This is a genomic window from Acinetobacter suaedae (genome assembly GCF_008630915.1).
Lineage (GTDB): Bacteria > Pseudomonadota > Gammaproteobacteria > Pseudomonadales > Moraxellaceae > Acinetobacter > Acinetobacter suaedae.
Genome location: NZ_CP043909.1, coordinates 25,215 through 39,238 on the forward strand (window position 1 = coordinate 25,215; position 14,024 = coordinate 39,238).

Here is a 14,024-nt window from a genome sequence, read left to right on the forward strand (position 1 = left end):
TGTTAGAAGTGAATGTTGATTCCGATATAAGGTCCCTTGAAATCAAATTTAAGATCATTTTTCTTGTAGTCATCCAATTTAATATCTAAGATTCGATAGCCTGCTTTTAAGCCGACATCGACCAGCAGATTATCAATAAAGTTATATTGTAGCTCGGCTAGCGCATCGGTGATCTTGGTATCATTGAAGTTGCTATATAACAGTTCGCCTTTGGCACTGAGACCTGTAAATGGTAGCTTGACCCCAGCAGATCCATAGATCACAGGAACCGTTTTATCAATGTCAGTTTTGCTTGCAGATAAGGTTTTGACATGGCCATTTAAAGTGGTTGCACCTAAACCAACATCTGCATCGATGATATTGTCTAAGATCTCATAATATAAAATAAAATCGGTATGATCGATATCAAGATCATAAATCGGTTGGCCCGCAACTTCTTTTTCAGTCTGTGATTTTAAATTTACATAGCGAATTTTAGCATTTGGTAGTAAAGGGATAGGGTGTTCAACTGCGATTGAGAGTTGAGCTGAACTTTTATTTTTCAAGTCTTGATCTTTTGCGGCAGTTTGTGCTGCCATGTTGGCTTTTCCATCATAAAACCAATAGCTTGCATCAGCTTTTACACCAATCACATCCGCTTGTGCTAGCCCACAAAGACTTGTCCCTAAAGCCAAGATTGATATTTTTAATTTTTTCATCGTATTGTCCTAATTCATATCTAAAGCGTAATGAATTGTTGTGAATTCATCTGTGATTGGGCGCATCATATAGTGAACAAGGCAAAGATACAGTAGTCTATTTTTAATTTTTTGCAAAGAGACAATAACAATGACAGATTTAGAAAATGTGAAGGATTATCCACTGTACGTGGCGGGTAAAGCGATAAGTACAGGGCAGTGGCTAGAGGTTCAGAATAAATATCAGCAGACGGTTTTTGCTCGTGTTGCTGTGGCAGATGACAAAGTGCTAGAAAAAGCAATCGTAGCCTCAGTCAAAGCTGAAGTAGAGATGGCCGCATTAAAACCGTATCAAAAGCAAAAAATCTTACTGCATTGTGTGAAGCGATTTAATGAATTACGTGATGAATTGACCGAAATTTTAATTGCTGAAGGCGGCAAACCACGCAATGCAGCGAGTGCAGAAGTCGAGCGTTTGATTAATACCTTTCAGTTGGCGGCAGATGCAGTCACTCAAATCGATGAAGGACGTGTGTTACCTTTGGCAGTTACGCCTGCAGCAGCACGCTATCGTGGTATGGTCAAGCAAGTACCGATTGGTGCTGTATCTCTCATTAGTCCGTTTAATTTTCCACTGAATTTGGTTGCACATAAGATTGCCCCTGCTATTGCTGCGGGTTGTCCATTCGTACTGAAACCTGCGAGTTTAACGCCGATTAGTGCGTTGAAAATTGCCGAAGTACTAGCAGAGACGGACTTACCGAAAGGCGCTTGGTCTATATTGCCTTGTGAACGACAAGCAGCAGATATTCTCGTGACTGATGACCGTTTTAAATTGCTGAGCTTTACAGGTTCTGATCAAGTCGGTTGGGATATGAAAGCACGTGCAGGTCGCAAGAAGGTAACTTTAGAGTTAGGAGGTAATGCTGCGGTACTCATCGATGCGGATACGGTGGTCGATGATGCTTTGATTGACCGTTTGATTGGTGCTGCATATGGGCATGCGGGGCAGATTTGTATTAGTGTGCAGCGTATCTTAATACATGCTGATATTTATGTTGAAGTGAAAAAGAAACTCTTGGCAAAGCTGAAAAAGATCAAAGCGGATGATCCAACATTATCCACTACATTGGTGGGTCCAATGATCAAATCAGCGGAAGCAACGCGTCTCAAAAAGTGGATTGATAAGGCAGAAAAGAAAGGTGCAAAGTTACTGATCGGTGGAAATCTGCATGGTGTTTTACTGGAACCTACATTGCTGGAAAATGTTGATGCCAAGCTTGAGATTTATAAAGATGAAGCGTTTGGTCCCGTCGCAATTTTAGAAAAATTTAAAAACTTTGAGCAGGGCATTGCAACCATTAATCAGAGTCGTTTTGGGTTACAAGCAGGAGTATATACCCAAAGCCTAAATCATATGCTGTATGCATGGGATCATTTGCATGTGGGTGGGGTGATTATCAATGATGTTCCAACCTTTCGCGTTGACAATATGCCGTATGGTGGTGTGAAAGATTCTGGTTTGGGGCGTGAAGGGATTCATGCAGCAATTCGTGATATGCAGGAAGAACGCTTATTGGTGATTAAAGAGACATTATGATGAGATGGGGGAAATCAATTTTATTAGCAGTTTGTTTTGCATGGACGATGTCTGTATCGGCATTTTCTTCACAACAGCTGGTAACCGATGCCAGAAAGCAAATCGGTGTGACCAAATATTATGATCCTGCTTACACACGTTTAGCGTACCCGATGGGAGATGTTCCGTTGATTAAAGGCGTATGTACAGATGTGGTCGTACGGGCACTTCGCCAGCAAGGCATCGATTTACAACAAGGGATCCATGAGGACATGCGTAAGCATTTCAGCCTGTATCCAAATAAATGGGGACTCAAAGCACCTGATAAAAATATCGATCATCGGCGAGTGCCCAACATTGCGACCTATTTCCAGCGAAAAGGTTATCGAGTCACTGACCAACAATATCGTGCTGGAGATATTGTCACGTGGGATTTAGGAAAAGGGTTGGTACACATCGGTATTGTTTCGGATAAAAAAAGCTTTCTGCAGAAAACACCGTTAATTTTGCATAACATCGGTCGTGGTACAGAAGAATCCGATATTTTATTTCAGTATAAGATCACAGGGCATTATCGAATCAAAAACTAAATGCTTGTATATCAGGATCAACAGGCTTAATTTTTGGAGCAATTGATAAATTTAAACGGCACCTCCTCGATTGAGTTGAAAAATAATCAATTGTGTTGGAATTAGCGATGAACGGCAGATTTTTTTTGCAGAATTTACAGTAAAAATAAATAAAAAAGGGTATTGTTCAATCATCAACGGGCAAAAATTAGCGAAATTTTTTAAGGAAAGATTTTCTAATTTTTGCTGGTTTGGATATAAGAAAATAAAACTCAAAAGGTTTTTTCTAGTTCAAACAATAATAGGATTTGCATTGGTACTTTTTTTGCTAGCAGTACAACAAACAGATAACAGCAGCATCAAAAGTTGCCTTAGGATTAGGTTATTTTATGACAGATACTCGTGAGCACTGGTCGGCACGATCAGGTTTTATTATTGCCGCAATCGGTTCGGCGATCGGATTAGGAAACATTTGGCGCTTCCCTTATGTTGCATATGAGAACGGCGGTGGTGCGTTCTTAATTCCTTATTTGGTTGCGTTGTTAACGGCAGGTTTACCGTTATTATTTTTAGACTATGCTGTGGGACACCGTAGTAACGGTGCGCCACCAAAAGCGTATCAACAACTCAGCAAGCCAGCAGAACCTTTAGGATGGTGGCAAGCTTGTGTATGTATCGTGATTGCCTTGTATTACGCCAGTGTATTGACGTGGGCAGGCAGTTATATTTATTTCTCTTTTGGTCAAAGTTGGGGCACAGACCCAGAAAGCTTTTTCTTTAGTAACTTTTTAGCCACTTCACAATCCTCTGGCTTTGATATGACCTTTATCAGTCATTTGTTTTGGCCGTTGATCGCGGTGTGGGCTTTAGTACTATTCATCTTGTATGGTGGTGTGCGAAAAGGGGTTGAACTTGCAAACCGTATTTTCATGCCGATCTTATTGGTACTGTTTGGTATTTTAGTCATTCAGGCTTTACGTTTGCCTGGTGCGGTAGATGGTTTGAATGCCTTCTTCACCCCAAACTGGGAAGCGATGAAGAACTATAAAGTTTGGTTGGCTGCTTATGGTCATATCTTCTTTTCCTTGTCGATTGGATTTGGGATCATGGTGACCTATGCCTCTTATCTGAAGCCAAAAACCAATTTAACTGGCTCAGGCTTAGTGATCGGTTTTGCCAACTCATCGTTTGAAATCTTAGCGGGTATTGGTGTCTTCGCGGCTTTAGGCTTTATGGCACACGCAGCAGGGACTAGCGTTCAGGATGTTGTGAGTGGTGGGATTGGCTTAGCATTTATTGCATTTCCAAAGATTATTTCAAGCTTGGGTGCAGGGGCTGAGTTGTTTGGTATCTTGTTCTTTGCCTCGCTGTTTGTAGCGGGCGTATCCTCGATGGTGAGTATCTTACAGGTGCCGATTTCTGCGATGCAGGACAAGTTGAGTTGGAGTCGTGCAAAAGCCGTTACGATCATTGGTGGTGGTACAGGTGCTGTTTCGATCTTCTTATTCTCAAGTGCCAATGCGATTAAGCTTGTCGATATTATTGATCACTTTATCAATAACTTGGGTATTGTTTCTGGTGCATTAGTGTCAATCATCATGGTGTCATGGTTCAAGCGCTCATTGATGAAACAATTGGAGCAGCATGTTAATCGTGTTTCAACGGTGCAACTGGGCCCAGTTTGGGAACTGACGTTAACCATCGTGACTCCTGTTGTTTTGATTTCAACACTGGGTCTTGCATTAAGTGCTTTATTGCAAAAAGGTTATGGTGATTATGCAATGAGCTTACAGCTTTGGTTTGGGTGGGGTTGTATCTTGTTCTGTGCAATCGGTGCGCTGTTTATGAGCAGCTTAAAGAATCGCTAGGAGATTAGGATGAATAGTTCAGCTTTAATCATGATGATCGTTGCAATCACATTATTGTGGGGCGGATTAGCGCTCTCGATTATACATCTAATGCGTCATCCTGAACAAAAGGATGATAGCGTATAAATCATGCGTTGTTCATAATTCAGAAAGCCATACATCAATGTATGGCTTTCTTGTTTGTGTTAGGCAATCTTCTGGATACGACAATAATAAAAACCATCACCTGATTGATCAGAAGGTAAAAGCTGACGACCATGTATTTGCTCAATGCCCCAATCCGCAGCGATTTTAATCTCTTTGGCATTTGGATGTTCAGCAAAGAATTTGATCATCTGCTGTTCATTTTCGGCTTTTAAAATCGAGCAGGTGATGTAGAGCAGTGTGCCGCCGACTTTAAGCTGTTGCCACATCTGTTGCAAAATTTGTTGTTGTAACGCAACCGTTTGTGCAATGTCAGTAGATTGTCTGAGTAGGCGAATGTCTGGATGACGACGAATGACACCTGTTGCAGAACATGGCGCATCCAGCACGATGCAATCGACAGGTTCTTGCGCCTGCCACGTGGTGGCATCGGCAACTAAAATCTCAACATTATCTAGATTTAAAGCCAAGCGCTCTAGGTTCTCACCAATACGAACAATACGTTTAGGGTCTTGGTCGATCGCAATCAGCTTTTTAGGATTAAACCGTTCTAGAATATGTGCGGTTTTACCCCCTGGCGCAGCACACGCATCGACCACAACTTTGCCATCTAAATCGGGTAACAGGGTGGCACATAACTGTGCATGTTCATCCTGAACTGAAAATCCGCCTGCTTCGAAACCTGGTAAAAGCGTTATATTGCCAGTTTGCCTAAGAACAATACCGACATCAGAAAATTCGCATTCACGAGCATCGATTTGCTCTTCATCCAAAATATCTAGATATTCGTCACGACTGACTTGGCGTTCATTGACGCGCAGGGTGAGTGGCGCGACTTGTTTTAAAGCTTGGCAGAGTGGCCCTACTTGCTCAGGCCAATCTTTTTTGAGTCGTTTGAATAACCAACTTGGTAAACCATGCGTATTATTCAAAGCTGTTTCAAATTCAGCTGTTTCACGTGAAACACGGCGCAGAATCGCATTGACCAAACCACTCATTGGCTCGAAACCGAGTTGCTTAGCAGCATTTACCGTTTCTGAAATTGCAGCATGTACAGGAATACGTGTACATAAAATTTGATATAAACCAAGATATAAACAACTTTCTAGGGCTTCATTGTCTAACGGTTTTGTGAGCAATGGTAAGGTAATGGCTTTTAAAGAATACCATTGGCGTAAACAACCTAAAGTAAGCTCGTGATATAAACCTCGGTCACGTTCAGACACCATATTGATATGTTGATTCAAAACGGAAGACAAAGATTGCCCATTTTGAACAGCCAAAAGTGTTTTGATCACCTGCGCACGCAGATTCAAATTTTTTGCAGATGATTGATTTGATGGGTTCATGGGAGAATTTGTCCAATATTCAATTTTTGTGTTTGGGCAATTTGTACAGGATTAAGTGCTTTACCCCCTGACCATTGTAAACTGGTTAAGCACACTACACTGTTTTCACCGCAAGCGACATGTACACCTTGTTTATCAATCGCCAAGATTTCACCGATTTGTGCATCTGCTTTGCTATGTTGAGAGAGCATTGATCCCCAAACACGTAAGGCATTATTTTCATCCAGTTGGATAAAAGCCACAGGCCAAGGATTGAATGCACGAATATTGCGGTCGATTTGGAGTGCGGTTTGTGTCCAGTCGATGCGTGCTTCTGTTTTGACTAATTTGTGTGCGTAAACAGTGTGTGTTTCATCTTGCACTTCACGTTTGGCAATGAAGTCCTGTAGGCTTTGTTCTGATTCAAGCACGGTACAAATCGCTTCAGCACCTTGCGTTGCCAGTTTGTCATGCAATGTTGCAGATGTATCTGCTGCAGTGATTGGGCAATAGGTTTTATACATCATATCGCCAGTGTCCAAGCCTGCTGCCATTTGCATGATGGTAATCCCTGTTTCATCGTCACCAGTGGCAATGGCACGTTGAATCGGTGCAGCACCACGCCAACGAGGTAACAGAGAGCCGTGAATATTTAAGCAACCGTATTTGGGTGTATCTAATACGGTTTGTGGCAAGATTAAACCGTAAGCAGCGACCACCATGACATCCGCGCCTAACGCTGCCAACTCTTGTTGTGCCGCTAAACCTTCTTCAGTCGATGCTTTAAAATGCAGGGGTTGAAAAACAGGTAAGCCATGTTCAAGTGCGAGTTGCTTTACAGGAGAGGGTGTTAGTTTTTGCCCACGTCCTGATTTACGATCAGGCTGAGTATAAACCGCAATAATCTGGTGTGATGTTTTTAATAATGCCGCTAATGCGGTTGCCGCAAATTCAGGCGTACCAGCAAAAATGATTTTCACGAAGATAATCCAAAGAAAACTTACCGCAAATTATAAGCCAAAAAGCCCATAGCCCCTAATTGAGTGGAATGAATTGCTTTTGAGCAAAAAAAGATAGGTTCTGTGGTCATCAGTTAAGCGATAACTTGTAGTATGATGGGTTTAGCTCAGTATCATTTCGCCAGAGAAGAATGTCCCATTCATCTCGAGCACAAACTTGTTGGGAATACAAAATGCCTGATTATCGTTCGAAAACATCAACACATGGAAGAAATATGGCTGGCGCGCGCGGTTTATGGCGTGCGACAGGTATGAAAGATGAAGATTTTGGCAAACCAATTATTGCGGTGGTCAACTCATTTACCCAATTTGTTCCAGGGCACGTGCATCTTAAAGATCTAGGGCAACTGGTTGCACGAGAAATTGAAGCATCGGGTGGTGTTGCAAAAGAATTTAACACCATTGCTGTTGATGATGGCATTGCGATGGGTCATGACGGCATGTTGTATTCATTGCCTTCGCGTGATTTGATCGCGGACTCAGTGGAATACATGGTCAATGCACACTGTGCCGATGCAATGGTATGTATCTCGAACTGTGACAAGATCACACCGGGCATGTTGATGGCAGCGATGCGTTTGAACATTCCAGTGGTGTTCGTATCTGGCGGCCCAATGGAAGCGGGTAAAGTTAAATTCCGTGGCGATGAGAAGGCGATTGACCTTGTCGATGCGATGGTAGTTGCGGCAGACGAAAGCTATACCGATGAAGAAGTCGCAGCGTTCGAACGCTCTGCATGTCCAACCTGTGGTTCATGCTCAGGTATGTTTACCGCGAACTCAATGAACTGTTTAACAGAAGCATTAGGTTTATCGCTTCCAGGTAATGGTTCCATCGTGGCAACCCACGCCAATCGTGAAAAATTGTTCTTGAAAGCAGGTCGCCTAGTGGTTGAACTGGCGAAACGTTATTATGAACAGAATGATGACAGCATTTTGCCACGTTCGATTGCAACCAAAGCTGCGTTTGAAAATGCGATGACGCTTGATATTGCAATGGGTGGATCAACCAATACGGTATTACATTTACTTGCTGCTGCACACGAAGCAGAAGTGGATTTCACCATGGATGATATCGACCGTTTATCTCGTCAGGTACCTGTATTATCTAAAGTTGCCCCTGCAAAATCAGATGTGCATATGGAAGATGTGCACCGTGCAGGTGGCATCATGGCGATCTTAGGTGAGCTTGATCGTGCCAATTTATTGAATACCTCATGCCCAACTGTACATGAAAAAACCCTCAAAGATGCTTTAGACAAATGGGATATTATTCGCACTGAAGATGCGGATGTATATGAGTTCTACCGCTCTTCACCGGGTGGCATTCCAACGCAAGTAGCATTCTCGCAAAACCGTTATTATTCAACACTTGATGGTGACCGTGAAAAAGGTGTGATTCGTAATGCAGAACACGCCTTCTCTAAAGATGGTGGCTTGGCAGTGCTTTACGGCAACATTGCGTTAGATGGGTGTATCGTAAAAACTGCAGGTGTGGATGAATCAATCCTCAAATTCACAGGCACAGCACGTGTTTTTGAAAGCCAAGATTCCGCTGTGGAAGCGATTTTGGATCATAAAATCGTGGCAGGTGATATTGTTGTGATTCGCTACGAAGGCCCACGTGGTGGACCGGGTATGCAAGAAATGTTGTATCCGACCAGTTACTTGAAGTCGAAAGGCTTAGGTAAGGATTGTGCCTTGATTACCGATGGCCGTTTCTCAGGTGGTTCTTCAGGTTTGTCAATTGGTCACGTATCACCAGAAGCGGCTGAAGGTGGTGCAATTGGTTTGGTTGAAGATGGCGATACTATTCAAATCGATATTCCAAACCGTACCATTCACCTCGATGTTGATGATGCAACCATGGCGCATCGTCGTACCGTTCAAGAGGCAAAAGGTTGGCATCCTGCCGAAGAACGTAAACGTAAAGTTTCTAAGTCATTGAAGATTTACGCGTTGCATTCAACTAGTGCAGCCAAAGGTGCAGTACGAGTTTTGTAAGCCAACTCAGTCCCTCTTACTTGCGATGCTATAATCGCATCTCAGGGGGACTTTTTTTTCATTTTATAAGATACTGAATAGCCTTATTTACTCACTTGTTTGATTGCAAGTCTGAGTACAACCTACCCATCATCTATTTGAGACCATTAGAGGCGATCGACATGTCTTTGTTACGTCGTTGGTTTGATCCTATCCGATCGAGTTGGTTTTACCAAAAACCTTCGCGTCAGGCGGTACTACCTACGGAGCAGGGTTTAAGCATTTACCTACGTTTAGACGATGTCTATAGCTATCTAGCAGTACAGCAATTGGCTCAACTGAATGAGATCTTGAGTGATGAGCTGAAGCCATTAAAGGTCATCATTTCCAAACAAGATGCTGAACCACCAAATGGAATGTCACCACAGGACTGGCAGCGTTACTGTTTAAATGACGCTAAGATTTTGGCGAAACAACATCGTTTTGGCTTTGATGAAACACCCGAAATTCCTCGTCCAGAAGCATTACAACAAGCAGAAACGATTCTAAGAAATACACCGTTAAGAGAACAGAATTTTTTGCACTTGCTGGAAGATGTTTTTCATATGTTATGGCAACAGCAATATGGAAAACTACGTACCTTATATGCAATGGCGAGTCGACATCAAAAGCCACAGGATTATCCTGAGCGGATTTTTAAAGATGTTCCTGTCGCTGCCAGCTATTTCGAATTGAGTGAGCGGAAGTACCACGCGGTTGATGATTTATTGCGTTTAACACGACGGTTAAAACAACAAAAATTATTAACGGGAACACCTATTTTTCTGATTAATCATATCGAATGGCGTGAGCATTTAATTAACGATACCGAATCCTTAACAGAAATTCAGGCCATGCATGCTGAATTAGATTTGTATATCGCGCTTGAAGATCCAATGAGTTGGTTATTATTGGCGTATATCAAAGAAGAGCTCGCGGATTATTACAATATTCAGCTCACGATTTATCCATTGAGTTATCAAGGGCGTGATTGGTTTGACTGGAGCTTGGCGACGCGTGTGTCAAAACGAACAGAGGTGATGTTTACGCCATTTTGTCGTCCAACCAAAGAAGCCACCTATGATATGGCGAAGCTATTCTATAGTGTGCCGAAAGATGAGCAAGTGGATTGTATTCATCAAATTTTGGAGGCTGTTTGGACGCGAGGTAAAGATCTTTCTTTCAAAGCACACTTCCAACGCATGCAGCGGCATTTGGGGATTGTTGAACTGACCGAACAGGATGTTGAGTTGCTATTAAAGCAAAATGATGAGCTTTGTCAGCAGAAACATCAACCTGATTTTCCTGTTTTAGAGCTACGTATTGATGAGCAAAGCTATGTGTTTAATAGTTTGTATCGAGTTTGGATGATTGAAAGTATTTTAAGTAATGTACTCGAAGAAAAATACAAAATGGCCTCAAGCTCTCATTGAGGCCTCCTTCCAAAATAAAGAATAGGGTAAGTTTCTGTTTTTGCTTAACATGATTCCGATAACAGATCGGAGTTAAGCAGTGACTTTTTTAGCCATTATCGTGTTGGTTTTTGCCTTTGCGGGCATGATTAAAGGCATGATTGGTCTAGGTCTACCCGCGGTTTCAATGGGGTTGCTCACCATTGCAATGAGTCCATTTCAAGCAGCAGCATTGCTCATCGTGCCTTCTATGGTCACTAATATCTGGCAACTTTTTGCTGAAGGGCAAGTGTGGGCGTTTATTCGCCGTTTTTGGTCTTTGTTGCTCGGGATCGTGATTGGTTCGGTTTGGAGTTTTCTACCCACATTGAATCAAAGTCATGGTCAAAGTAGTGAGTTACTTCTAGGCAGTATGTTGGCGATTTATGGGCTTTATGGTTTATGTGTGAATAAACTTCCACAATTGACTGCGCATGAACGTTGGTTATCTCCTGTGATTGGGTATCTGGGAGGGGCTGTGACAGTGGCAACAGGGGTGATTATTATTCCTGTGGTGCCGTATTTGCAGTCCTTACAGCTTAAACGGGATGAGTTGGTACAAGCACTTGGGCTTACTTTTACCATTTCTACGATTTGCTTGGCGGTTTTTTTACATCATAACCCGATGTCAGGCGTAGTCTTAGATTATCGATTGTCTATTTTAGCGTTATTGGCGGCATTGATTGGGATGTGGTTTGGTAAAAAAATACGTTATCAGTTAGATGAACAGAAGTTTCGTCGTATTTTTTTATGGGTTTAGTGGCACTGGGCGGCTATATGTTTTTACATTGAGCGATCTCTAAGGGCGATGTTGCAATAAAAAATCTGCAAATTGTTGATAACATAATGGAAGTTGCTTGAAGTCCTGTGTTGCCAAAAGCAGTTTACGATTTGCCCATGCACCGAGTAACTGTACAGAATGAAAATGATAATTTGCATGTAAGCGCTGTGCAGCACGTGCAGGCATGATGGCAATCCCGACGCCTTTGGTAACCACCTCAGCAATCGCAGAAAAGTTGGGGAGTCGTAGACGATATTGGATGTCAAAACCTAACAATTTAGCTTGGGTGTCAATCGATTGCTGCAAAGAGTGGTGTGGCATCAAACCAATAAAGCTATAGTTCAATGTATCCAGTAGATTGATATGATCATGTTGTGCTAAAGCATGTGAGATCGGACAAATCAACACCAAAGGATCACTGGCAAAGTCTTTGGTTTGTAAGTGTCGGGTGTCAAAAAAACTGGACACTAGACCTAATTTAGCGATGCCTTGGGTGAGCGCATCAACAATTTCTGAGCTTTCCGCTTCATGCAGGTCTAGATTGATTTCGGGATGATGTACAAGGTACTGTGGTAAAAGTGTAGGTAAATATTCACTCTGTGCAGAAGAATTACACCACAATGTCAAGGATTGAGGTGTGATGTCCCGAAAACGTTGCATGTCTTGCTCTAATTGATTTTTTTGTAACATAAGACATTGAGCATGCTCAACGAAAGCGTGTCCTGCGGTAGTCAACTCAACCCCTGTCGTATGCCGAATAAATAAAGGGGTTTCAAAATATTGTTCCAGTTTTTTTATCCGTTCACTGGCGGCTTGTAGCGAAATTGAGGAACGTTCAGCACCTTTGGTTAAACTCCCCGTGCTGACAATATGAAGAACCAGTTGCAAATCAAAAAAATCAAAACGCATGAGCGAATGTATTGAAAGTTAAAAACTCATCATACCTTAGATTAATGCAAGATAGCGGGATAATGATATGAATAAAAAAGGCAGCTTAGCGCTGCCTTGAAGTTTAGTTTTTATCTTTTATGCTAAACAATAAGTTTAATAAAATGGCTGCGAAAGTAGCTGTACCAATTCCGCCTAAATTAAAGCTACCGAACAGTAATTCAAAGTTTCCTGCACCAAGAATCACGGTCACAGAGGCAACAATTAGATTTTTATTATTGGAGAAATCAACCTTATTTTCGATCCAGATTTTGGCCCCAGCAATGGTAATCAAACCAAATACCACGATTGAAGCACCCGTCAATACGGCAGTTGGAATGGTACTGATTACGGCACCAAACTTAGGCGAAAGCCCGAGGAAAATCGCGAATACGCCAGCGATGACAAAAATAATGGTGGAATAAACACGCGTTACAGCCATGACCCCAATATTTTCGCCGTAGGTGGTCATACCTGGTGCACCGACACTCCCTGATAAGGTGGTTGCAACCCCATCAGCAACGAAGGCTTTACCTAGATGAGGCGTAAGATTTTCTCCAGTCATCGCACCGACAGCTTTGATATGACCTAGATTTTCAGCGACTAAAATTAAGGCAACTGGGGCAATGATCAACATTGCATTCAACTCAAAGGTCGGATGTGAAAAACTTGGAATACCAAACCAAGGTGCTGTTGCGATTTGTGAGAAATCAATGGCTTTGCCGAGTCCCAAAACATTGGTGGCAATCGCATAAATTGCATAAGCAACCAACAAACCGACGAGTAGGAGTAAACGCTGTAATAAGCCTTTAGTAAAGACAGCAATCAGCCCCATACTCAAGACTGTGATCAATGCCATCCACATTTCAAAGGGTTGTCCTGCAACGCTTTTAATGGTGACTGGTGCGAGATTTAAACCGATAATCATCACCACAGCACCTGTTACTACAGGTGGCATTAATTTTTCAATCCAACGTGTTCCTGTCAGCATCACCGCAAAACCAATCAGTGTATACAGTACACCACATGCAATGATGCCTCCCAAAGCGACCGATAAATTGGGATTCGCTCCTGAGCCCGTAATGTGTCCTGTTGCGGCTGCGACTACACCAATAAAAGCAAAGCTTGAGCCTAAATAGCTGGGAACACGTCCACCCGTCATGAAGAAAAACAGGATGGTACAAATCCCTGACATGAGAATGGCCAGATTTGGGCTAAAGCCCATAAGTAACGGTGCCAATACCGTTGCTCCGAACATTGCAAATGCGTGTTGAACCCCTAGCACCGCACTTTGTAAGGGCGGTAAATATTCATTGGTCGCAACAGGGCGATGATCAATCTTTCCCTGATACGGTTGCCATTTTGGAAACCAACTGGACATAAATTAGACTCATGATGTGATATCAGCGCGTATCATACTCTTTATTAAAACCAGCTTTAACCTATTGATCTGGGAGAGGTGGGGACGATTGGGCTTTGAATTTTGATATTTTTACCTTTTGGTAAAATGTGTTTCAAAATAACTTATCGGATTTATTCTTTATTTTGCTTAGATTGCTTGAAAAGTTAACTATCTTATTTTCAAAATAATTTTTTAAATTTTTTCTAAAAATTTTCATAGAAATGGAACATTTTGCCAATGCTGCCATCAACAGCGATG

Annotated in this window: 11 protein-coding genes and 1 pseudogene; 7 read left to right on the top strand and 5 right to left on the bottom strand. The window is 42.2% G+C overall.

The window, feature by feature from the left end; all coding sequences use genetic code 11:
• Nucleotides 1–2: 2 nt before the first annotated feature.
• The gene (locus F2A31_RS00105; RefSeq protein ID WP_150024584.1) at nt 3–698 is read right to left on the bottom strand and encodes a TIGR04219 family outer membrane beta-barrel protein; all 696 of its coding nucleotides are present in this window, start codon (nt 696–698) and stop codon (nt 3–5) included.
• A gap of 130 nt (nt 699–828) precedes the next feature.
• On the opposite strand from F2A31_RS00105, the gene F2A31_RS00110 reads away from it, so the two are divergent.
• The 4 genes from F2A31_RS00110 (at nt 829) to F2A31_RS00130 (ending at nt 4,819) form a co-directional block, all read left to right on the top strand.
• On the top strand, nt 829–2,277 hold the full coding sequence (locus F2A31_RS00110; protein WP_150024586.1) for an aldehyde dehydrogenase family protein: 1,449 nt from the start codon (nt 829–831) through the stop codon (nt 2,275–2,277).
• On the top strand, nt 2,274–2,846 hold the full coding sequence (locus F2A31_RS00115; RefSeq protein ID WP_150024588.1) for a DUF1287 domain-containing protein: 573 nt from the start codon (nt 2,274–2,276) through the stop codon (nt 2,844–2,846). Before F2A31_RS00110 ends, F2A31_RS00115 begins: the two co-directional genes overlap by 4 nt.
• Nucleotides 2,847–3,214: 368 nt before the next feature.
• On the top strand, nt 3,215–4,693 hold the full coding sequence (locus tag F2A31_RS00125) for a sodium-dependent transporter (RefSeq protein ID WP_150024590.1): 1,479 nt from the start codon (nt 3,215–3,217) through the stop codon (nt 4,691–4,693).
• Nucleotides 4,694–4,702: 9 nt separating this feature from the next.
• Complete coding sequence (locus F2A31_RS00130) at nt 4,703–4,819, top strand: methionine/alanine import family NSS transporter small subunit (RefSeq protein ID WP_005087409.1); 117 nt, start codon at nt 4,703–4,705, stop codon at nt 4,817–4,819.
• A gap of 59 nt (nt 4,820–4,878) precedes the next feature.
• Here the strand turns inward: F2A31_RS00130 and rsmB are convergent, their stop codons facing one another.
• Together rsmB and fmt are read right to left on the bottom strand one after the other, a co-directional pair.
• A complete protein-coding gene (rsmB, locus tag F2A31_RS00135; RefSeq protein WP_150024592.1) occupies nt 4,879–6,186 on the bottom strand; it encodes a 16S rRNA (cytosine(967)-C(5))-methyltransferase RsmB in 1,308 nt (435 codons plus the stop codon).
• The gene (fmt, locus tag F2A31_RS00140; protein ID WP_150024594.1) at nt 6,183–7,145 is read right to left on the bottom strand and encodes a methionyl-tRNA formyltransferase; all 963 of its coding nucleotides are present in this window, start codon (nt 7,143–7,145) and stop codon (nt 6,183–6,185) included. The genes rsmB and fmt overlap by 4 nt, the downstream gene beginning before the upstream one ends.
• 212 nt (nt 7,146–7,357) lie before the next feature.
• Here fmt and ilvD point away from each other — a divergent pair, with 212 nt between their 5' ends.
• From ilvD to F2A31_RS00155, 3 genes and pseudogenes are all read left to right on the top strand, one after another.
• Complete coding sequence (gene ilvD, locus F2A31_RS00145) at nt 7,358–9,187, top strand: dihydroxy-acid dehydratase (RefSeq protein WP_150024596.1); 1,830 nt, start codon at nt 7,358–7,360, stop codon at nt 9,185–9,187.
• A 161-nt stretch (nt 9,188–9,348) separates the two neighbouring features.
• A complete protein-coding gene (locus tag F2A31_RS00150; RefSeq protein WP_150024598.1) occupies nt 9,349–10,638 on the top strand; it encodes a hypothetical protein in 1,290 nt (429 codons plus the stop codon).
• A gap of 79 nt (nt 10,639–10,717) precedes the next feature.
• Nucleotides 10,718–11,448 (top strand): annotated as a pseudogene (locus tag F2A31_RS00155) (sulfite exporter TauE/SafE family protein).
• A gap of 7 nt (nt 11,449–11,455) precedes the next feature.
• Here the strand turns inward: F2A31_RS00155 and F2A31_RS00160 are convergent.
• Nucleotides 11,456–12,346, bottom strand: coding sequence for a LysR family transcriptional regulator (locus F2A31_RS00160; protein ID WP_150024600.1), 891 nt, complete (start codon nt 12,344–12,346; stop codon nt 11,456–11,458).
• Nucleotides 12,347–12,449: 103 nt separating this feature from the next.
• Nucleotides 12,450–13,745: a solute carrier family 23 protein gene (locus F2A31_RS00165; RefSeq protein ID WP_150024602.1), complete on the bottom strand. Its 1,296-nt coding sequence runs from the start codon at nt 13,743–13,745 to the stop codon at nt 12,450–12,452.
• Nucleotides 13,746–14,024: the final 279 nt, after the last annotated feature.

Excerpts from the sequence above, each read along its gene's own strand:
- F2A31_RS00105 (WP_150024584.1), bottom strand. The coding sequence starts at position 698 with ATGAAAAAATTAAAAATATCAATCTTGGCTTTAGGGACAAGTCTTTGT.
- F2A31_RS00110 (WP_150024586.1), top strand. The coding sequence starts at position 829 with ATGACAGATTTAGAAAATGTGAAGGATTATCCACTGTACGTGGCGGGT.
- F2A31_RS00115 (WP_150024588.1), top strand. The coding sequence starts at position 2,274 with ATGATGAGATGGGGGAAATCAATTTTATTAGCAGTTTGTTTTGCATGG.
- F2A31_RS00125 (WP_150024590.1), top strand. The coding sequence starts at position 3,215 with ATGACAGATACTCGTGAGCACTGGTCGGCACGATCAGGTTTTATTATT.
- F2A31_RS00130 (WP_005087409.1), top strand. The coding sequence starts at position 4,703 with ATGAATAGTTCAGCTTTAATCATGATGATCGTTGCAATCACATTATTG.
- rsmB (WP_150024592.1), bottom strand. The coding sequence starts at position 6,186 with ATGAACCCATCAAATCAATCATCTGCAAAAAATTTGAATCTGCGTGCG.
- ilvD (WP_150024596.1), top strand. The coding sequence starts at position 7,358 with ATGCCTGATTATCGTTCGAAAACATCAACACATGGAAGAAATATGGCT.
- F2A31_RS00150 (WP_150024598.1), top strand. The coding sequence starts at position 9,349 with ATGTCTTTGTTACGTCGTTGGTTTGATCCTATCCGATCGAGTTGGTTT.
- F2A31_RS00160 (WP_150024600.1), bottom strand. The coding sequence starts at position 12,346 with ATGCGTTTTGATTTTTTTGATTTGCAACTGGTTCTTCATATTGTCAGC.
- F2A31_RS00165 (WP_150024602.1), bottom strand. The coding sequence starts at position 13,745 with ATGTCCAGTTGGTTTCCAAAATGGCAACCGTATCAGGGAAAGATTGAT.